Here is a 19,984-nt window from a genome sequence, read left to right as displayed (position 1 = left end):
GGCCGTGGCCAAGCCCTCGACGACGCGCGAGGCCGTGATCCCACTCTTGGCAGAAGCGTTCCGCGAGCACGGGTACGAGGGGGCGAGTATGGCCATTCTTCAGGACGCGTCCAGCCTCGGCCGCGGGAGCCTCTACCACTTCTTTCCCGGGGGTAAGGAAGAGATGGCCGCGGCGGTCCTCGCCGACATCCAGGCGTGGTTCGACGAGCGGATCTTCGCGCCGCTGCGCGCCACCAGCACCAGCAAGGAGGACGCGCGTCAGGGCATCCACACCATGTTCGATGAGGTGCGGGCCTACTTCCGCTCCGGTCGGCGGGTGTGCCTCCCCGGCGCATTCGCCGTCGGTCGAGAACGCGACCGGTTCGATCAGGCCGTGCGCGGCTATTTCACGGAATGGGTCGACGTGCTCACTGCCGCTCTGGATGCCACGGGAGCATCGGAGTCCCGCTCGCGCGCGCTTCAACTGATCGCTACTGTTCAGGGCGGCATCATCCTCGCCCGCGCCCTCAACGATCCGGACGCGTTCGACACCGCTGTCAACTCCGCGCGAGATCCGCGCGATCTCTGAACCCGCGTAGTTGTCGATCTCTGCGGTCGTGAGCTCGAAGGGCGCGTCGTCGAAGTCCGAGAGGGGACCTTGGCGCTGAAGGAGCATCGCCGACTGGGCGAGCGACACTTCGACGCCTGGGTGGCCTGATCCCGTCCTCCGCGTTCGATCGAAGGCGGACGCGAGCTCGCTGCATGCTCGAGCGCGGGGAGGCGAATGGCTTCGCGGGGACCTTTGTTCAGCTCTTGGCACGGCGCGCGTGCGTGCGCGCCTTCATCCTGTTGCCGCAGACCGCCATGGAGCACCACTTTGCGGTGCCCGGGCGGCTGTGATCGACGAGAAACTGGGTGCATTCGTCATTCGCGCATGCACGGAGGCGACCGGGGAACTCTGTGATGACGTTCGACCAGGCCAGCACGACCCCCGCCACAAGGCGGTCGTCTTCGGGAATGTGAAGTTCCCAGACCACGCCACTCGGGGTTATGCGCGGCGTCCGCACGGCATCGTCGAGGACGCCCGCGAGCTCGCCAACAGCTGTTCCATCATCTTCGCGGACGATGGTCTGTAACGCCCGTCGCACTCGTGTCAGGCGCGCTACCTCATCCGCGGACCCTTTTCCGCCCCAACTGCGCGCGAGCTCTCGCCCGGCTGCTCCTTCGAGACCGTCTGTTGGCACGCCCTCGATGACAGGCGCGCTATTGAGCAGGGCCAGCAGCAGCTCCTCGTCTCGAAGCATCTCTTCTCCATTCTCTCGCGACGCCTGGCGTCGTGAATCTATGTTAGCGTCTTGCTAACCAGTAAAACAATCTAAAGGGGTTAGCAATGGTCACTGTCCACCACCACACCGTCTCCGTCGACGGGCTCGACGTCTTCTACCGCGAAGCCGGCCCTGCTGACGCCCCCGTGCTCCTGCTCCTGCACGGATACCCGACCAGCTCCCACATGTTCCGGCACCTCATCCCGGCACTGGCCGACCGCTACCGCGTCATCGCTCCGGACCACATCGGGTTCGGACGCTCCTCTGCGCCCTCGGTGGGCGAGTTCGAGTACACCTTCGAGGCACTCGCACGAGTAACCGCCCGGTTCCTCTCCACCCTCGGGGTGACGCAGTACACGATCTATGTCCAGGATTACGGCGCCCCTATCGGCTGGCGCCTGGCCCTTGCCGACCCTGCTGCCGTCGTCGGGGTCATTTCTCAGAATGGCAACGCGTACGAAGAGGGCTTCGTGCCGAGCTTCTGGAACCCGATCTGGGCCGACGCAGCCGAACGGACCGCCGAGACGCGTGACGCGCTCCGTCCCGCCCTCGGGCGGGAAGCGGTCGAATGGCAGTACACCCACGGCGTGCCGGACCCGACGACCGTCGACCCGGACGCATGGGAGCACGACCTCGCGCTCCTCGCCCGACCCGGACAAGACGACGTGCAGCTGGCACTCTTCCGCGACTACGCCACCAACCGAGACCTCTACCCCGCGGTGCAGGCCTGGCTCCGCACCTCCCACGTGCCTGTTCTTGCGATCTGGGGGCGCAGCGACGAGATCTTCGACGCCGCCGGCGCCAGGGCGTTCACCCGCGACGCCCCCAACGCTCGCGTCGAGCTCATTGACGGCGGACACTTCCTGCTCGAATCTGATCTTGACCGCGTCGCTGCAACGATCAAGAGCTGGCTCGGGAACGAGTGACCACAGTGCGGGAGGCGCCTTGATCTATCAACTGTCGGGCCGCTGAGCGATCGTGACCTGGACCAGCTTCTCGTCGTGCTTTCCGCAGGACTCGCGGACCACGAGTTCGAACGATGCAGTTTCATGCACCGGGGTCTCCGTTCGCTTCGCCAGCAGTGTGAGCACGCGCTCTGCCATGTCGGCCACCGGCTGGCGCACGGTTGTCAGCGGGGGAAAGGTGTAGGCGGAGTGCTCGGTGCCGTCGAATCCGGTGACGGCGATGTCGTCGGGGATGGCCAGGCCGAGGCGGTGGCAGGCGAACATGACGCCGTGCGCCTGCTCGTCGGTCGAGCAGTAGAAGGCGCGGGGTCGAGACGGGCGAGCGAGGATGTCGAGCGCGACCTGAGCGGCGTGGGCCCGTGATATCTCGGTCTGGAGCTCGACCGTCTCCACGGGCTGCTCATGTGCCTGGACCGCCCGGAAGAAGCCCTCGCGGTGCTGACGGGAGCCTGCCGATTCGTGTGGACCGTTGAGGAGCGCGATGGAGCGGTACCCGTGCTCGAGAAGGTGTGCGGTCGCCGCCTGCGCTGCAGCGCGGTAGTCGATCGATATCGACGATGTCTGTTGTCCGGGATCGACGGGATGCAGGACAGCGATCGGGATACCTGCTTCGGTGAACGGGCGGAGATCTGGTGTATCGGAAAGGGACACCATGACCACCGAGTCGACCCGCCGCTCGACGAAGGCCGCCACGTGTGACTGCTCCCGTTCGAGGTTGAGCCCGGAGTCGCCGATCAGGAGAAGGTTGCCATGGGTGGCCGCTGCCTCCTCGAGCGCGCGGGCGAGCTCGCCGAAGAACCTGTTGGCGATGTCGGGCACGATCAGCCCGACCGAAAGGGTTCGACCGAAACTCAGCGCGCGAGCAAGCGCATTGGGGTGATAGTTGAGTTCGGTGGCGGCGAGCAGCACCTTCTCGCGGGTGGTCGGCGCCACGTTGCGGGGGCCGTTGTTGAACACATAGCTGACGACCGCCGTCGAGGTGCCCGCCCGATCCGCGACGTCCTTCGCAGTGACCACGTGTTCCCCCTCCACTAAGCGGTTAGATATCGAGAGGTCAGCGTAGCATCGCGCGCATGCTGACCTCTCTTGATTCGGATGCAATCAGCCGCTATAGTCCATCTAACCGCATCGTCTAACCGCATAGATTCATGCATGTTCGAAGGAGAAAAGCAGATGAAGCGACACATCGCCCTGATCGCCGGGCTGGGCGTTGCCGCCCTTGCGCTGTCGAGCTGCTCGGGCTCAAACGCCGGCTCGCAGGACTCCGAAGACGCGTCGGGTGTCGTCAGGTTCCTGGGACCCGAAGACCCCAAGACGTTCGCCCCGGTGATCGCCGCGTTCGAAGAGAGCCACCCGGATATCACGGTCGAGTATGCGCAGGTGCCCTTCGACCAGTACGCGAGCACACTCCAGCAGCGGCTTTCGGCCAAGGACGACACCATCGACGTGTTCGCCGTGGACCAGCCGAACCTTGCGCAGATGGCGGCGCAGGGCTTCCTGGAGGACCTGAGCGCCCTGAAAGACGACGCGAAGGAGGCGACGTCTGAGGCGCAGTACAACATCAACATCTACGACGACAAGATGTACGCGCTGTCGATCTGGAACTCGACGCAGATGATGTTCTACAACAAGGATCTTCTGGCCGCAGCGGGTATCGAAGGGCCCTCCGCCGATCCGGCGGAGAGGTGGACCTGGGAGCAGACGGTCGACGCCGCACGCGCAGCCCAGGAGGCCGGGGCCGAGTCCGGCCTTCTGCTGGAACAGGTCGAGGCGTACTACCAGCTGCAGCCCCTCATCGAATCCGCCGGGGGTGGCTCTGGCATCTCAGGACCGGAGATGCTCGACCTCGACGTCACCGACGACGGCTGGGAGAAGGCGCTGTCCTGGTACGCGGAGTCGTTCGAATCGGGTTTGTCGCCTCGCGGCGTCGGCGGATTCCAGACGAGTGCCGTCTTCACCGACCAGAAGGTCGCGTTCTTCGTGGGCGGTCCATGGGACGTCGGCGGATTCGCCGCCAACGCGACGTTCGACTGGGGCATCGCCCCGCACCCGTATTTCGAAGGCGGAGCAGAGGTGACTCCCACAGGCTCATGGTCGTGGGGCATCAACACCGCATCGAAGAACAAGACTGCTGCGCAGGAGTTCCTCGAGTTCGCCGCTCTCGACCCGACCGGAAGTCTCGCCACCACAGCGGCGACGACGATCATCCCCGCGAACTCCGAGGCGGCCGCGGAGTATCTGCCCACGCTCGAGGGCCTGGCAGGAGATCACGGCGTCGGTGTCGGGGACCTCATCTCCTTCGAGATCGACAACACCGCCGTCGCTCGCCCGGTATCGGTGGGGTACGTCCAGTTCGAGTCGCTCATCAACAAGGCCTTCGCGGACATCCGCAACGGTGCCGATGCAGCGGAGCGTCTCGAGCAGGCGCAGACGCAGATCGAGGATGCCTGGAGCCAGCTGCAATGAGCATCACGACAAGGGGTGCGGAAACTGTCGACGACAGTTCCCGCACCCACGGGGCGGGCGAGCGACGTCGGAGAAGGAGCGTGGCCGGGGTGGCCCTGCTCTTCCTCCTGCCCGCACTGGTCGCATTGTTGCTGCTGAGACTGGCGCCGGCCGGCGTCGCGCTCGTCGACAGCTTGTCCCGGACGACACTGCTGGGGGGAACCTCCTTCGTCGGGCTCGGGAACTACCTCGAACTCTTCGCCAACGCCGACTTCCAGAACTCCCTGGCCGTGACCCTTCTCTTCGCGGTCATCATCAACCCTCTTCAGATCGCGGCGGCGTTCCTCCTCGCCATCCTCTTCACCCGCCGAGCGGCCGGCTCGAAGTTCTGGCGCTCGATGGTGATCCTCCCCATCGCCGTGCCGCCCGCGGTCTCCGCCGTCGTCTGGAGTGTCATCTACCGCCCGGATGGACTCGCCAACGGGTTCCTCGCGGTCGTCGGCATACCCCCGCAGCCATTCCTCACCTCGCCATACCAAGCCCTGCTGTCGATCATGATCCTGCTGTCGTGGATCGGCGTCGGGTACTGGATGATGTTCCTCATCGCAGGCCTCAACGACATCCCTGCCTCGTACTACGAGGCGGCATCTCTCGACGGAGCCTCCTGGTGGCGGCAGACCTGGTCGATCACGCTCCCGCTGCTGCGCAGACCGCTCGCCTTCGTGCTCGTGGCCGACACCGTGTCGAACTTCCTCGTCTTCGCTCCGGTGCAGATCCTCACCAAGGGCGGACCGAACGGCTCCACCAACCTTCTGATGCACGATCTCTACACGCGGGCGTACACCTTCGGTGACATCAACAAAGCGCAGGCCGAGGTCGTCATCCTCGTGCTCATCACCGTCGTGATCGTCGCCGCGCAGTTCCGCCTGCTCAAGACGGAGGACCAGTCATGACCACGATGACCTCCACGCGACGGAGCTTCTCGCGCCAGACGATCCTGCTCATCTGGTCGACCCTCCTCGCAGTTACCGTCGGCATCGCGTTCCTCATCCCGCTGTGGTGGACGTTCGTCAATTCTCTCCGCCCCGGCTCGGAGACCTTCAGTTATCTGAATCCGCTGCAGTGGCAGACGTTCTTCACCACCACCCCCACGCTGGACAACTACGCCGCGCTGCTCGACAGCGATCTCGGCCGGGCGATCCTCAACTCGCTGTTCGTGAGTGTCGTGACCGTCATCGTCGGTCTCATCGTGTGCGCCACCGCGGCCTTCGGCCTCTCGGCGTTCCGGTTCCGGGGACAGGCGGCGCTCTTCTCGGTCGTCATCCTTTCCTTCCTCATCCCCTTCGACGCGATCGCGATACCCCTCGCCGCGATGTTCCGGGACTGGCAGCTGCAGAACACCTTCCTCGGCCTCATCCTCCCGGGTATCGGCAACGGGATGGCGATCTTCCTCTTGCGGACGTTCTTCCTCGCGATACCGGAGGAGCTCGTCGAGGCGGGACGTCTGGACGGCCTCGGCTGGTGGGGCATCTTCACCCGCATCTATCTGCCGCTGTCGCGCCCCGCACTCATCGGCGCGGGCCTGATGCTCTTCCTGTTCCAGTGGCAGGCCTACGTGTGGCCGCTCCTGATGGGCACCGACGAGGGCCACATCCTCGGCCCGGTCGCTCTCTCGAACATGCAAGGACAATTCCAAGTCGACTACGGCGTTCTGTTCGCCGCATCGATGGTCCTCGTCCTCATCCCGCTGGCGATCATCCTCGGTTTCCAGCGGTACTTCATCCAGTCGGTCAGCACGACCGGGCTGAAGTAGCCCCCGATCCATGAAAGGCACACACCAGATGTCTGCAGCCCACCGCGTCATCCTCGACACCGACATCGGAACGGATGTCGATGACCTGATGGCCCTGGCGCTGATCCTCGGCTCACCGAGTATCGACCTGATCGGCGTCACCACGGTCTACGGCGACACGACGCTGCGCGGTCGGATGACCAAGCGCATCGCCGAGATCGCGGGCGTCGATCTGCCGGTGCATGCGGGCGAGACCGCAACGCTCTCGGGTCGCGAGGTCTGGTGGGCGGGACACGAGGCGAAGCTCTACAACGACCTCGATCGCCACCGGCTCGACGGGACCGACGCGGTCGGCCAGCTCATCGACGCGGTCTGCGCTGTCCCGAAGACCGTTGATGTCATGGCCATCGGTCCGTTGACCAATATTGCTGCGGCGATCGAGAGGGACTCGCGGTTCGTCTCGTCCGTGCGACATCTGTGGGTGATGGGCGGTTCCTTCTCCGATGATGAGCCGGAGCACAACTTCCGCAGCGATGCCGCAGCGGCATCGATCGTCTTCGACTCCGGCATCCCCATGACGATCGCGGGACTGGAGGTCACTCGCCTCATCGAGATAGGCCGAGATGCGCTCGCCCGGATGAGTGCGTCCGGGCCGCTGGGGCGGACCATCGAGGCCGAGATCACCCAGTGGTGGGAGTTCTGGGGCACGGAATGGAACGTCCCTCATGATCCCGTGACAGTGCTGACCATGACGCACCCGGAACTCTTCGAGTTCTCGCCGGAGGGTCGGGTGGAGATCCTCCGAGGCGATGGCGATGAAGGCATCAGCAGGTTCCACGCGGGGGAGGGCCATACCCGAATCGTGACCGCACTCGATGCGGCTGCAGTCGCCGATGCGGTCGTGTCGGGCATCGCCGCAGCGTCGAGTCGGTCGCAAACGGGAGACCGCGTATGAGCGGGCAAGTGAAGCTTGCCGTCATCGGAGCGATCAATGTCGATCTCACCGCGCGGGTGGGCAGGGCGCCCGAACGGGGTGAGACGGTCGGAGACGGTCGTCTCACCCGAGAAGCGGGCGGCAAGGGAGCCAATCAGGCGGTCGCAGCCGCGCGTCTCGGCGCTTCTGTCCGCCTTCTGGGCGCCGTGGGAGACGACCCCGACGGTCAAGAGATGCGATCTGAGCTCAAGCGGGCAGGGGTCGACATCACCTCCGTGCAGAGCGTCACCGCGGCTACTGGCACGGCGCTGATCGTCGTCGACGCGAAAGGTGAGAACTCCATCGTGGTGTGTCCCGGCGCCAACGCGAGTATCGACGCCGGCGAGCTCCGTGTGCCTCCGGGGGAGTCCGTTCTCGCTCAGCTGGAGGTCAGCGATGATGTCGTCGTAGCGGCGGCGATGCAGGCGACAGGATTGTTCGCGCTGAACGCGTCACCCGTGCGTGCGATCCCGCCGATCATTCTTCGGAGGACGGATCTCTTCATCGTCAACGAGACCGAGTTCGCACAGCTGCCGGAACTGCATGATGCGCCGCTTCTCGCCGTCACCCTGGGCGCGGAAGGCGCTGTGCTGTTCGAGCATGGAACGGAGATCGCGCGCGCAGCGGGGCACGCCGTGGAGGTACGGAATTCTGTGGGAGCGGGCGATGCCTTTGCCGCAGCGCTCGTGATCGGCATCGCCCGCGGTGACTCATACTCCTCCGCGCTGCAGCGCGCTTGCGCAGTCGGAGCTGCTGCCGTCGCCGATGACCGGTCGCAGCCGGAACTCCAGGCGCTGGATTCTTATGCCGTGTGAGGCGACTGAACCACTTGCTCGGCCCGTCTTCATCGACTGTGACACGGGCATCGACGACGCTCTTGCGATCGCGTATCTCATCGCCGACCCACGAGTGGAGATCGTCGGCATCGGCACGGTCTCAGGAAACGTGTCAGCCGCGGGGGCTGCCGTCAATACGCTCCATCTCTTGGCGGACGCGGGTCGCCCGGACATCCCCGTCGCACTCGGGCACATGCATCCGCGCGTCGGGCAGTTCCAAGGAGGTGCGCCCCACGTGCACGGTCGCGACGGCATGGGCGACATCGACCGTCGTCTTCCACCGGGAGATCTGGAAAGCGGATCCGCGGTGGCGCTCTTGGAGCACCTCGTCGGCGAGCACCCGGGTCTGTCCGTGCTGGCCCTCGGGCCGCTGACCAATCTCGCCGACGTCGTCGAGTCGCGTCCGCACGTCGTAGACGCGATCAGCCGGGTAGTGGTGATGGGGGGTGCTTTCGAGCACCCCGGCAACGTCAGCCCCGTCGCGGAGGCGAACATCTCGAACGACCCGGAAGCCGCTGCGCTGGTGTTCTCAGCCGGCTGGCCGGTCACGATCGTACCGCTCGACGTGACGATGGGGCACGCACTGACTGCAGAGCATGTCACTGAGCTGGCGTCGATGCGGGGAGCCATCCCCGCGACGCTCGCTCAGATGCTCGAGACGTACCTGGACTTCTATGCCGGCGTGTACGGAACTCGCCAGTGTGCGTTGCACGACCCGCTGGCCGCGATGATCCTCTCGGGTGCGCTCTGCGTCACCGAGTCGGTGAACAGCGGTGTCGAAACGCTGCTCACCGGCGCAGACCGCGGCCGAACAGTGCTCCAGTCTGCGCCCCCCTCTGACGAACGAGAGATCGTGTTGAAGGTGGATCGAGAAGGCGCGGAGTGTCTGTTGTCAACGCTGAGCGCCCACTCCTGGCCGGAGGAGTGACCGCGTCAGGCTCAGGCGGCTGCAGCTCGCGGTGATCGGGATCGATGACGTCGAAGAGGGTCGCTTCACCCGCCCGTCGCTCAGCACAACCCGTCACTGCCTGCAGGCGCAGGAAGATGACGCGCCCTCGTTTCAGACCGGACCTCGCGAACTCGTCTGTCCGATCAGGTGTTGTTGAGGACGAGATCGTGGATGTCGCGGCTGCGCAGCACGTTCGCGGCATAGCGTTCGGCGAGCGGTCCCGTCACGGGTTCGCTGATGATCAGAGGGACGAGCTGTTCATAGCGGCCGCCGTGCGAGCGCAGGGCACTGTGGAGCTGCGTGAGATCGTGGGCGGACGCGGTGCGGCCGAGTGCGGTGTCCGCCGCGGCAGTGACGGCGAGGTCGCCGATGCGATCGAGAGGATGTTCGTAGATCGTCGCTGAGGCTTCGCGGTCCCAGACCTCCTCGATGCCAGGGATCGCGGCGAGGGCCTGGCGGGCGCGTTCGCGATCGGCGTCGTCGAGGTAGATCCAGGCGAAGGAACCGAGCGCTCCATGGTGCTTGGTGTACGGGTCGGTGATCGGGAGCACGATCTCATTTATGCGAATGCCCGCGTCGCGTAGCGCGTCTTCCAGGTAGATGACCCGCGCCTCTCCGTTGTCATCGTGCTTGCTGTTCATGCCATGATCGGCGGTGATCGCAACGAGGCATCCCGCATCGAGGTAGTCGCCGAGGAGCCGGTCGAACTCGATGAAGAAGTCGTCCGCGAGCTCCTCACCCGGCGCGGACGCGTGCTGAACGCGGTCGGTGAGGGAGACGTAGATCAGCTTCAGCTGAGGGGCGCGCTGCAGAGCTGCGAGGCCGATGCGCATCGCGTAGTGGCTTGCGCGCGGTTTGTAGACGCCGGGTGCGGCCTCGCCGACGAGCTCCTCTACGTCCTCGATGCCGTAGGCGGCGAGGCTGGCGCCGGCAGCGCGTTCCACGCTGACCGAGGGGACGCCTCCGTTTCCGAGCAGCAGGCGCAACTTGTCTTTGGTCGTCACCATCAGCGTGGGCACGCCGGCCGCCTCGAACGCCGCGTGGATGCTCGGGGATCGCAGGAATCGAGGGTCGTTGAGCAGTTCGAGCGTGCCGTCGGGGAGTCGGCAGTAGTTGCCGGGGATGCCGTGGATCGCCGGAGAGACGCCCGTGACGATCGAGATGTTGTTGGGGTTGGTGAGGCTGGGCATCTCGGAGGCGCCGAGGGCGTACGAGCCCCCGTACGCGAGCATCGCGGCCAGGCGAGGCATGATGTCCCGCCTGAGGGCGTCATCGAAGTAGCGCGGGTCTCCGCCGTCGACGGTGAAGACGACGGTCGTGCGCTCTGGGATCGTGTAGGTGCGGTCGTTGACGGTGACGGTGCTCATACGGAGCTGCCTTTCTTCAGGTGAGCGAGGAAGAGCTCCTCGATCAGGTGCGGTGTGCGGTTCGGACGGCGGATCAGAGAGATGGGGCGCGCCGGAACCGGGGTCGGGAGCTCTATCTCAGCGACGGCGCCGGCCCGCAGGTGGATCTCGACGACGGATCGGGAGAGGCAGGTGATCCCGAGCCCGTGCGACACGGCCGCGAGGATCGCGGAGGTGCCCGTGAGCGTGCTGTGCTGCGCGGCAGGGATCTGCCACTGCTCGGCGAGTCGAAGCTGGTGCTCGCGGGTGCCGGATCCGCGTTCGCGGAGCAGGAGACGAGTGCCGTGCAGTGTCGCCGGGTCGACCCTCTGGCCGGCCAGGAGATGGTCCGGCGCGATGATGACCGCCTGCTGCTCCATCGCGATCGGCTCGCAGACGAGGCGCGGATCATCGCTGACACCTGCGATGAGGGCGAACGGCAGAGCACCGTCGATGACCTGAGCGACGATGTGCTCGGTGCGGGCGACGACGACATCGACATCGACATCCGGGTAGCTCGTGAGGAAGCCCGCCAGCGCGCGGGGGAGGGCATGTTCGGTGGCTGTGGTGGTCGCTCCGGCACGCAACATGCCGCCGACGGGCGCGTCGCGGGCCCTGGCGACACCGTCGAGCACCTCGTCCGCGCTCGCCAGCAGGGCTCGGCCGTGATCGACGAGCGTGCGTCCTGCATCGGTGACCTGGAACCGTCGTGCATCGCGTTCGATGAGACGCGCCGCGACGTCTGTCTCGAGGTGGCTGACCGCCGCGGAGACGGATGACTGCGCTATTCCCAGCGCGCGTGCGGCGGCCGTGACGCCACCGAGATCGACGACGCGGATGAAGGTCTGCAGGCGCTGCAGGTTCAGGGTCACTGCGAGATCCTCTCGACCAGAACCGGTCCGCGCGCGGCGGGATCGTCGAGCTGATCGTCCGAGACCGGCATCTCCCGGCCGCTCATGATGGCGTTGGCCGCGGATGCGGAGATCTCTCCCTGCCAGCGAGCGATCACCAGACCGGCGACGGCGTTGCCCAGCGAGTTGACCACGGCGCGGCATTCCGACATGAAGCGGTCGATGCCGAGCACGAGCATGGTCCCGGCGACGGGGATGAGACCGGTCGATGCCACCGTCGCGTTCAGCATCACGAAGCCGCCGCCGGTCACACCTCCCGTGCCTTTCGACGAGAGCAGCATGATGGCCAGCAGGAGCAGCTGCTGTCCCAGATCGAGGTCGATGCCCAGTGCCTGGGCGATGAACACCGTCGTGAGCGACAGGTAGATCGAGGTGCCGTCGAGGTTGAAGGAGTAGCCGGCGCTCACGCTGACGCCCGCTGTGCCCTTGTCGACGCCGACGCGCTCGAGCTTGCGGATGATTCCCGGCAGGGCGACCTCCGATGAGGAGGCGCCGAGTGCGAGGAGCACCTCCTCGCGGAAGTAGCGCAGGGTGTGCAGCGGGTTCAGGCGGGTGAGGAGAAGGGCGCCGCCCAGGACGATCACGATGAAGAGTGCGGAGGTCGCGTAGAACGTGCCGATGAGCTTGAGCAGTCCGGTGATCACCGCCGCACCGTGGGCGCCGACCGTGTACGCCATCGCTCCGAACACGCCGATCGGTGCGAGATAGGTGACGAAGCGCACGATCGTGAACAGCACGGTGCTGAGTCGCTCGACACCCCGCGCGACGACCCTCGCCGGCTCTCCGACGACGGTGAGCGCGATACCGAACAGCACGGAGAAGACGAGGATCTGCAGAATCGAGCCGGTCGCGAAACTCTCGACGATGTTCGACGGGATAAGCGGGGTGAAGTAATCCGACCACCGCATTCCCTGCGCTGCGTCGATCCGCTCCGCGGCGTCCGCCGACACCTCGAGGGACGCGGGGTCCACCCGTAGGTCCGCACCGGGACGCACGACGTTGACAGCGACGAGCCCGAAGATCATGGCGATCGTCGTGACCACCTCGAAGTAGATCAGGGAGCGCATCGCCACCGCGCCGAGCTTTCGCAGATCACTGACGGCGGCGATGCCTGCGACGACCATGCAGAAGATGATCGGGCCGAGCAGCATCGTGATCAGCGCGATGAACGCTTCTCCGATCGGCTCGAGAGACGCCCCGAACTCCGGGGCGAGAAATCCGACGACGATGCCGGCGAGCATCCCGGCGACCACCCAGACATACAGATGCTGGAACCATCGGGACCGCTTCGGCGACACGGATTCACGAGACACGGCTACCCCCAGAAGGATTCGACCCGAGACGTTCGGGCGGTACCCAGGATCTGCGGACGCCGAGGCATGGAGGAGTACGCGGGACAGCTCGTCGATCAACGAAAGGTGAACGTGCTGCGAACCGCTGCTGTCTCCCATCGGCTGAGGCGATGATCCGCATGGTCGCCAGCGGCGATTCCGCGGGCGTCTCGCCTGTCCGACGTCGTCGACGAGGCTCGTGGATAGACTGCCTCGGCGGGGGCATGGGGGGAGGGAGCGCGGATGGACGGTGCGAGAGGCGAAGATCGGGTGATCCTCGTACACGGGTGGCCGGGGCTTGCGTCGGACCATGACGCGGTGAGAGGTGCGCTTCAGCCCGCGACGGTGATCGTGCCCGATCTCCGCGGATTCGGAGCGGCATTCGACGGCGACCTCCCGCTGGCGGAGGCCACGGCCGACGCGCACGCGCGTCGTCTTCTCGAGGTGCTCGAGGATGACGGTGCGGGTGGTCGCACCGTCATCGCCGGATACGACATCGGCAGCCGCATCGCTCAGGCGGCCCTCCGCCTCGACCCGTCGCGTTTCGACGGTGCCGTGCTCACTCCGGGGTATCCGGGTATCGGAGACCGAGCTGCGGCGCCGGCCCTCGCGCCGGTGTTCTGGTACCAGCACTTCCATCGCGAGCCGATCGCCGTCGAGCTGATCGACGGCAACCCCGACGCGGTGGCTCGGTATCTCGACCATCTCTGGAGCGCCTGGAGCGGCCCCGCTGCGCCGACGGCCCACCCGCACCGCGAGCACCTCATCGAGGCCTACTCGCGACCGGGAGCGTTCGCTGCGAGCATTCAGTGGTACCTCGCCAACCGTGGGTATGCAGGCGATCCTCCGCCGATCGAGACACCCACGCTCATGCTCTGGCCGACGGAGGACCCGCTGTTCCCGATCGAGTGGGCCGACCGGTTGAGCGACCACTTCACCGACATCGCCCTCCGACCCGTCGACGGGAGCGGGCACTTCGTGCCGCTCGAAGCGCCGTCGGCATTCGTCGACGCGATCCGCTCGCTCCTCGCCCGCTGACCCGACGTCGAGCGGACGGGCTCACGCTGCTCTGGTCGAGGTGCGGATGCGGTAGAGACTGCTCGTGGCTGCGATGAACAGGTCTGTGCCGTCGTCGCCGCCGAAGCAGAGGTTGGCGACGACCTCCGGCACGGCGATGAAGAGGAGCTCCGTGCCTTCTCTGTCGAACACATGCACACCGTCGCCGGCAGAGGACCACACCCGACCCTCCACATCGACGGCGATCCCGTCGGGCAGACCGACCTCGATCGAGGCGAAGTGCCGACCCCCGCTCGCTCGTGCTCCGTCGACGTCGTAGGCGCGGATCCAGTGCCCTGGCCCGTCACCGAGACCTGCGGCGGTGTCGGTGACGTACACCGTGCGTCCGTCGGGCGAGAACGCGATGCCGTTCGGGCGATCGATGTCATCGATCACTGCCGTGAGACCGTCCTGCGCCGACCAGCGGAAGACACGGCAGTCGCCGTACTCGCGGACGCCGGGATGCCCCTCGTGCGGTTGCACGATCCCGTAGTCGGGATCCGTGAACCAGTACGAGCCGTCGGGCGCGACGGCGACGTCATTGGGGGAGTTGAGGCGGTTTTCCCCCCACCGGGCGACGATCTCGGTGACCGTTCCGTCCGGAGCCTCCCGCTCCAGGCGTCGTCGCCCGTGCGAGCACTGCACGACACTGCCGTCACGGTCGAGTGCGCGCCCGTTGGTGAACTCCACCTCATCGCGGTGCACCTCGACCGATCCCGTCGAGGCATGCCAGCGCAGAATGCGGTTCCCGGGGATGTCGCTCCACCGCACCACGCGCTCGTCGGGGATCCAGAGCGGTCCCTCGCTCCAGGTCGCCCCCGAGCCCAGGAGCTCGATGGCCGCGCCGGGGCGGATCAGATCGGTGTCAGTCGTCATCGGTGTTCTCCTGGATCTCGGTGTAGGCGACTCGCACGGCGCCGGCGATGCGACCGGCGTCGGGGTAGTGGGGGAGAAGGGCATCGGTGATCTCTGCCACGGTGTCCTCGACCGTGCGGCCGGCCGCGAGCGCAGCGGAGGTGCGCCGATGCACGTCGCGGAAGTAGAGACGGTACCCTTCGATCAGTTCGCCGCCCCCGACGGGGCCGTGGCTGGGCACGATGATCCTGGCGGACATCTCCCCGAGCACGTCGAGGCTCCGCACCCAATGGCGCATGCTCGACCGGGAGCTCGCGAAGGCCGGCGGCGGCTTCATGGCGATGTCGCCGGAGAACAGCACCGCGTCTTCGACGACGTGGGCGACGGTGTCACCCGGCGTGTGGTTCGCACCCATCGACCTCAGCAGGACGCGAACTCCTCCGAGGTCCAGCTCCAGAGCATCGTCGAACACGATGTCGGCGTCGCGGAAGGCGGCACCCTCGAGCAGGTCGGCGTAGTCGCTCGATCGCCGACGGAAGTCGGCCGCGATGCGCAGGCCCTCCTCCGCGATCTCCGCGACCTGGCTGCGCGTCCGGATCATCACCGTCTCGGTGGGGAAGGCACCTGCTCCGAGGTCGTGCTCCGGATGGACATGCGTGGTCATGAGTCGTTGAGGACGGCCGGGCGCGACCGACATCACGGCGTCGAGCACGCGGCATCCGTTGCGTTCTCCGATTCCGGTGTCGATGACGAGGACGGCCCTGTCGCCGACGACGACCCCGACGTTCGGAACCCCCGGCACGCTCTCGTCGGGGATGACATGCACGTGCTCGGTCAACTGCACGAGGTTCTCCGGCCGCACGAGGGGAGCGGGCCAGCCCGACACCGTCATGAGGGCAGCACCGACGTCGATTCGCGGACGACGATCTCGCAGTCGTGCGCGATCTCGCCCCGGAGGTCGTTGCCCTCGAGGATGCTGAGCACCGCCTGCGCGGCGACCCGACCGAGCTCGTCGAGCCGCGGATCTATCGTCGTGAGCATCGGGCGCGAGGCGAGTGCCATGACGTCCCAGTTGTCGAAGCCGACCACCGACACGTCCTCCGGCACCCTGATCGATTCCTGTTGAAGCTGCTCCACGACGCCGCGCGCGATCTGATCGCTGCCGCAGAACACCGCGTCGAAGGGGGTGTCGGACCGCGCGAGGATGCTCGCGGCCTGGCGTCCCCACGCCTCGCTCCATTCGCCCCACATGACGGCGCCCTCGGTGTGTTCGATGCCCGCCTCCGTGAGCTGCGCCGTCATCCCCGCGTGACGCAGCCGCGCCGAGAGGTGCTTCTGTGGGCCCGAGACGTAGGCGATCCGCCGGCGACCGAGTGACAGCAGGTGTGTCACGGCGAGGCGTGCGCCCTGCTCGTCGTCGATGACGATGGAGAGATCCTCCGGCCGCTGTGAGGGGGACAGCACGTAGCAGACCGGCACACGCGTGGGGATGCCGATGGGTGCCCGTGCCTCCGCGCGTCGACCGGTGACGATGATCGCGTCGACACGGCGGGCGAGAAAGGTCTGCAGGTGATGGTTCTCGCGGATCGGATCTCCGCGCCCGTCGGCGAGCAGCACGGATATGCGTCCCGCGCTCAGCGCATCTTCGACGCCGAGCATCATCGGGATGGCGAAGCGCGTGAAGCTGTCCGTCGTCAGGAGGCCGATCGTGTACGACCGTGTGGCGCGGGGCTCCCGGCGGCGTGGTCGAGCCGAGTAGCCGAGGCGTTGCGCCACGTCGACGATCCGCGCTCGAGTGTCCTCGCGCATCCGGCCGCTTCCGCCCAGCGCCTTGGACACGGTGCTGATGGACACGCCTGCTTCGCGGGCGACATCCGAGATGGTGGGATGAGAAAGATCCGGCATCGTTGCCCTCCTTGCGCAAGAGTTTTCTCTCTATTCACAACAGAGTCAATCCTCATTTTTGGGAAAGTAGAGGAAAAAGCTTGGTGCTCAGGTCAGCGTGGCCCGAAACTGACATCACAGCCGGTCCATCTCAATGAGGAGTAAAAATGACTGCAGTACGAAGGGTTATCGTCGGCGGTGCCGGTCTGATGACTGCCGCCCTGATCCTGACCGCATGCGGCGGCGCATCGACGTCGGGGTCGGAGGATGTCGACGAGCTCACGATGTGGGCGCGGTCTTCCACCCAGGACTACACGCAGGCGCTGGTCGATGCGTACAACGAGACTCATGACACGCAGATCGCGCTCACCATCGTCGCGTCAGACAGCTTCCAGCAGAAGGTCGGTGCCGCAGCCGGTGCCGGGTCGCTCCCCGACATCCTCGCCTCCGACGTCGTCTACGCGCCGAACTATGCGAAGCAGTCCGTCTACATGGACATCACCGACCGGATCGCCTCGCTGCCCTTCGCGGACGACCTCGTCTCGGCGCACGTGGAAGCATCGACCTTCGACGGAAAGACCTATGCGGTGCCGCACAAGGTCGACTCCAGCTTCATCTTCTACAACAAGGATCTCTTCGCCGCCGCGGGTCTCGATCCCGAGAGCCCGCCCACGACCTACGACGAGATCTACGAGGCGGCGAAGGCCGTCACCGCTCTCGGTGGCGACACCTACGGCTTCTACTTCCCCGGCAACTGCGCAGGGTGCAACGCCTACACCTCGTTCGGCGTGGCTCGCGCCGCGGAGGAACTCCCCATCAGCACGGACGGGAAGACCGCCGACATCGACAGCGACGCTCTGACGGAGTGGTTCGGTCTGTACCAGAGGCTCTTCGCTGACGGGCTCGTCCCCTCCGGTGCGACGACGGGAGACACCACCACCCAGCAGGAACCCTTCCTGCAGGGCAAGGTCGCCATGTGGCCGAACGGCTCGTACTCGATCCCGACCGTGAACGAGACCGTCGACTTCGAATGGGGTTACATGCCGCTGGCGACCGCGGACGGCTCGGCCACCGGCACATTCGTCGGAGGTGACGTCATCGGAATCTCCAGCACGACGAAGAACGCGGATGCCGCCTGGGACTTCATCGAATGGACGCTCGAGGACGAAGCGCAGGTCGACATCGTCGCGAAGGACGGCAACCTCCCGGTCCGCGTCGACCTCTCCGACAACGAATACACCGCGGCCGATCCTCGTCTTACGGCGATCACCGAAGGCATGGAGAACGGCTACACGCCGTCGACGCTCCCCTACGGCGAGGCGATCAACTCCCCGAACGGACCGTGGTTGACCGCGATGCGCGGCGTCGTCTTCAACGACGACCCCGATGCTCTCGCCCAGGGACAGAAGGCCGTGCAGACACTGTTGGATGGAGCGAACTGACCGTGTCCGTCGTCACCACTGCTCCGGTCGGGTCGGCGCGCACGCGCCGGCCCGACCGGAGCCGCGGCAGCATCCGCCATCAGCTCGCCGGATGGGCGTTCATCGCACCCACCGCCGTCACCATCCTGATCCTCTTTCTCCTTCCCCTGGCGATCGTGCTGTTCATGTCGCTGAGCGACTGGCCGCTGCTGGGTTCTCCCACGGTGATCGGAATCGGGAACTACGTCGAGATCTTCAGCGACCCCGGGTACATCGGCGCCATCCTGTTCACGCTCGGTTACACCCTGCTCGCGACCGTGGCCATCTTCGTCCTGGCGCTTCTGCTGTCGGCGTTCCTGAACTCCTCGCGACGCGGGTCGAAGTTCTACCGCATCGCGATCTTCGCCCCCTACGTCGTCGGTCTGTCCACGGCGAGCCTGATGTGGGTGGTCAACTACAACGACCAGGTCGGCATCTACGCGCACGCACTGCGCTGGCTCGGCATCGTCGACGGCCCCGTCGGGTTCTTCGACACCCCTCTGAGCGCGACGCTCGCCGTCACGGTCATGATCGTGTGGAAGTTCGTCGGGTTCCAGGTCATCATCCTCCTCGTGGCGCTGCAGTCGATCCCGGCCAGCGTCAACGAGGCGGCGATGATGGACGGCGCCTCCTCATGGCAGCGCTTCTTCAGCATCACGCTGCCGTTCCTGCGTCCGACGCTGGCACTCCTGCTGGTCCTCTCCGTCACGGGATCGCTGCTGGCGTTCGACCAGTTCGTGGTCATGACCCAGGGAGGTCCGGACAACTCCACGGTCACGCTGGTGATGTCGATCTACAACACGGCCTTCACCTCGTTCGATCTCGGCAAGGCGGCCGCGCTGTCGATCATCATGCTCATCGCACTCGTGGTCATCAACGGCCTCCAGATGAAGTTCGTGAAGGGCTCTGACAAATGACTCTCCTCAACCGGACTCCGACCTCCACCACGGACACGCAGCTCCTGACGACCCTGAGTGGGCGCCGTCGATCGAGCACGCGGCACACCCTGCGGGGAATCCCGTACCACATCACGGGAATCGTGCTCGCGCTCGTGTTCCTGTTCCCCCTCGTGTGGTCGACGCTGAACTCGTTCAAGACCCCGGCCGAGGCGAGCTCCTCCCCTCCGACGCTGTGGCCTCAGCAGCTCAGCGGCGAGAACTACGAAGAGCTCATCGCGAACGGCGAAGGACTCGGGCAATACGTCGGCAACTCGCTGGTCGTCGCCGGCGTCTCGGTGCTGCTGACCATCGTGATCGCCACGCTGGGCGGCTACGGCTTCGCCCGCTTCCAGTTCCGCGGCAAGAACATCGTCTTCCTGGCGGTCATCGCCGTGCTCATGGTGCCGCATGCGACGCTCGTGCTTCCGCTGTACTTCATGTTCGCGAGAGCCGGAATGCAGGACAGCCTCGTCGCGGTCGGCCTCGTGCTCACCGTATTCCAATTGCCGTTCAGCATCTTCCTGATGCGCAACAGCTTCGAGGCCATCCCGGTCGAGCTCGAAGAAGCCGGCAGGGTCGACGGAGCGAGCTCGTTCGGAGTGTTCCTGCGCATCTCGTTGCCTCTGGTGCTGCCGGGGGTGGTGACGGTCGCGCTGTTCGCGTTCCTGGTGTCGTGGAACGAGTTCTTCATTCCGCTGCTCCTGCTCAACGACGGCTCGAATTTCACTCTGTCGGTGATGCTCGTCAACATCCGAAGCGGTGCCTACGGCTCGATCGACTGGGGCCTGCTGCAAGCGGGAACCACCGTCGCCATCCTGCCCTGCCTCGTCCTCTATCTCGTGCTTCAGCGCTTCTACATCGGTGGGCTCACCGAGGGCGCGCTGCGCGGCTGACCTTCGT

The 19,984-nt window shown here is 66.1% G+C and carries 20 protein-coding genes; 12 read left to right on the top strand and 8 right to left on the bottom strand.

Translation table 11 applies throughout. From position 1 onward, the window contains the following. Positions 1–4: 4 nt before the first annotated feature. Positions 5–568, top strand: coding sequence for a TetR/AcrR family transcriptional regulator (locus FQ142_RS14920; protein WP_316502320.1), 564 nt, complete (start codon positions 5–7; stop codon positions 566–568). 217 nt (positions 569–785) lie between these two features. Here FQ142_RS14920 and FQ142_RS14915 read toward each other — a convergent pair whose 3' ends face one another. Then, a complete protein-coding gene (locus FQ142_RS14915; protein ID WP_149423917.1) occupies positions 786–1,283 on the bottom strand; it encodes a CGNR zinc finger domain-containing protein in 498 nt (165 codons plus the stop codon). A gap of 86 nt (positions 1,284–1,369) precedes the next feature. Between FQ142_RS14915 and FQ142_RS14910 the strand changes: the two genes are divergently transcribed. Beyond that, positions 1,370–2,230 carry an alpha/beta fold hydrolase gene (locus tag FQ142_RS14910; protein ID WP_149423916.1) on the top strand — a complete coding sequence of 287 codons (861 nt, stop codon included), beginning with the start codon at positions 1,370–1,372 and terminating at the stop codon, positions 2,228–2,230. 27 nt (positions 2,231–2,257) lie between these two features. Here the strand turns inward: FQ142_RS14910 and FQ142_RS14905 are convergent, their stop codons facing one another. Beyond that, positions 2,258–3,286: a LacI family DNA-binding transcriptional regulator gene (locus FQ142_RS14905; protein ID WP_056412787.1), complete on the bottom strand. Its 1,029-nt coding sequence runs from the start codon at positions 3,284–3,286 to the stop codon at positions 2,258–2,260. A gap of 156 nt (positions 3,287–3,442) precedes the next feature. Between FQ142_RS14905 and FQ142_RS14900 the strand changes: the two genes are divergently transcribed. The 6 genes from FQ142_RS14900 to FQ142_RS14875 all read left to right on the top strand — a co-directional run bounded on the left by FQ142_RS14900 (position 3,443) and on the right by FQ142_RS14875 (position 9,243). After that, positions 3,443–4,735 (top strand): ABC transporter substrate-binding protein, encoded by a 1,293-nt coding sequence (locus tag FQ142_RS14900; protein WP_056412785.1) that lies wholly within the window; start codon positions 3,443–3,445, stop codon positions 4,733–4,735. A gap of 80 nt (positions 4,736–4,815) precedes the next feature. Next, complete coding sequence (locus FQ142_RS14895; RefSeq protein ID WP_223145297.1) at positions 4,816–5,667, top strand: carbohydrate ABC transporter permease; 852 nt, start codon at positions 4,816–4,818, stop codon at positions 5,665–5,667. Continuing rightward, positions 5,664–6,527, top strand: a complete 864-nt coding sequence (locus FQ142_RS14890; RefSeq protein ID WP_056412779.1) for a carbohydrate ABC transporter permease — start codon at positions 5,664–5,666, stop codon at positions 6,525–6,527. The genes FQ142_RS14895 and FQ142_RS14890 overlap by 4 nt, the downstream gene beginning before the upstream one ends. Before the next feature lie 28 nt (positions 6,528–6,555). After that, positions 6,556–7,461, top strand: coding sequence for a nucleoside hydrolase (locus FQ142_RS14885; RefSeq protein WP_056412776.1), 906 nt, complete (start codon positions 6,556–6,558; stop codon positions 7,459–7,461). A gap of 8 nt (positions 7,462–7,469) precedes the next feature. Beyond that, the gene (locus tag FQ142_RS14880) at positions 7,470–8,294 is read left to right on the top strand and encodes a ribokinase (protein ID WP_316502319.1); all 825 of its coding nucleotides are present in this window, start codon (positions 7,470–7,472) and stop codon (positions 8,292–8,294) included. Next, positions 8,245–9,243 (top strand): nucleoside hydrolase, encoded by a 999-nt coding sequence (locus tag FQ142_RS14875; protein ID WP_235563998.1) that lies wholly within the window; start codon positions 8,245–8,247, stop codon positions 9,241–9,243. The genes FQ142_RS14880 and FQ142_RS14875 overlap by 50 nt, the downstream gene beginning before the upstream one ends. Positions 9,244–9,407: 164 nt before the next feature. On the opposite strand, the gene FQ142_RS14870 is transcribed toward FQ142_RS14875, so the two are convergent. From FQ142_RS14870 to FQ142_RS14860, 3 genes are read right to left on the bottom strand one after another with little or no spacing between them, the layout of a single operon-like run. Next, entirely contained in the window at positions 9,408–10,631 is a 1,224-nt protein-coding gene (locus FQ142_RS14870) for an alkaline phosphatase family protein (RefSeq protein ID WP_149423913.1), read from the bottom strand. After that, positions 10,628–11,521 (bottom strand): LysR family transcriptional regulator, encoded by an 894-nt coding sequence (locus FQ142_RS14865; protein ID WP_188042423.1) that lies wholly within the window; start codon positions 11,519–11,521, stop codon positions 10,628–10,630. Before FQ142_RS14865 ends, FQ142_RS14870 begins: the two co-directional genes overlap by 4 nt. Next, complete coding sequence (locus tag FQ142_RS14860) at positions 11,518–12,858, bottom strand: cation:dicarboxylate symporter family transporter (protein WP_056412761.1); 1,341 nt, start codon at positions 12,856–12,858, stop codon at positions 11,518–11,520. Before FQ142_RS14860 ends, FQ142_RS14865 begins: the two co-directional genes overlap by 4 nt. 276 nt (positions 12,859–13,134) lie before the next feature. Between FQ142_RS14860 and FQ142_RS14855 the strand changes: the two genes are divergently transcribed. After that, a complete protein-coding gene (locus FQ142_RS14855) occupies positions 13,135–13,929 on the top strand; it encodes an alpha/beta fold hydrolase (RefSeq protein ID WP_149423911.1) in 795 nt (264 codons plus the stop codon). Positions 13,930–13,950: 21 nt separating this feature from the next. Here FQ142_RS14855 and FQ142_RS14850 read toward each other — a convergent pair whose 3' ends face one another. Genes FQ142_RS14850 through FQ142_RS14840 form a run of 3 tightly spaced genes read right to left on the bottom strand, consistent with a single transcriptional unit; the run spans position 13,951 to position 16,707 of the window. Further along, positions 13,951–14,823 (bottom strand): SMP-30/gluconolactonase/LRE family protein, encoded by an 873-nt coding sequence (locus tag FQ142_RS14850; protein WP_149423910.1) that lies wholly within the window; start codon positions 14,821–14,823, stop codon positions 13,951–13,953. Further along, complete coding sequence (locus FQ142_RS14845) at positions 14,813–15,694, bottom strand: MBL fold metallo-hydrolase (RefSeq protein ID WP_056412751.1); 882 nt, start codon at positions 15,692–15,694, stop codon at positions 14,813–14,815. Before FQ142_RS14845 ends, FQ142_RS14850 begins: the two co-directional genes overlap by 11 nt. Further along, positions 15,691–16,707, bottom strand: a complete 1,017-nt coding sequence (locus FQ142_RS14840) for a LacI family DNA-binding transcriptional regulator (protein WP_056412748.1) — start codon at positions 16,705–16,707, stop codon at positions 15,691–15,693. Before FQ142_RS14840 ends, FQ142_RS14845 begins: the two co-directional genes overlap by 4 nt. Before the next feature lie 146 nt (positions 16,708–16,853). Between FQ142_RS14840 and FQ142_RS14835 the strand changes: the two genes are divergently transcribed. Genes FQ142_RS14835 through FQ142_RS14825 form a run of 3 tightly spaced genes read left to right on the top strand, consistent with a single transcriptional unit; the run spans position 16,854 to position 19,977 of the window. Further along, positions 16,854–18,128 carry an ABC transporter substrate-binding protein gene (locus FQ142_RS14835; protein WP_149423909.1) on the top strand — a complete coding sequence of 425 codons (1,275 nt, stop codon included), beginning with the start codon at positions 16,854–16,856 and terminating at the stop codon, positions 18,126–18,128. Between the two features lie 2 nt (positions 18,129–18,130). Continuing rightward, positions 18,131–19,063 carry a carbohydrate ABC transporter permease gene (locus tag FQ142_RS14830; RefSeq protein ID WP_162247474.1) on the top strand — a complete coding sequence of 311 codons (933 nt, stop codon included), beginning with the start codon at positions 18,131–18,133 and terminating at the stop codon, positions 19,061–19,063. Then, complete coding sequence (locus FQ142_RS14825; protein ID WP_082539178.1) at positions 19,060–19,977, top strand: carbohydrate ABC transporter permease; 918 nt, start codon at positions 19,060–19,062, stop codon at positions 19,975–19,977. Before FQ142_RS14830 ends, FQ142_RS14825 begins: the two co-directional genes overlap by 4 nt. Positions 19,978–19,984 lie beyond the last annotated feature (7 nt).

Origin of the sequence: Microbacterium sp. ANT_H45B, from assembly GCF_008369345.1 — a bacterium.
Classification (GTDB): Bacteria; Actinomycetota; Actinomycetes; order Actinomycetales; family Microbacteriaceae; genus Microbacterium.
The sequence above is the reverse complement of the archived record's forward strand: the minus strand, read 5'-3'. Positions and strand labels throughout refer to the sequence as shown.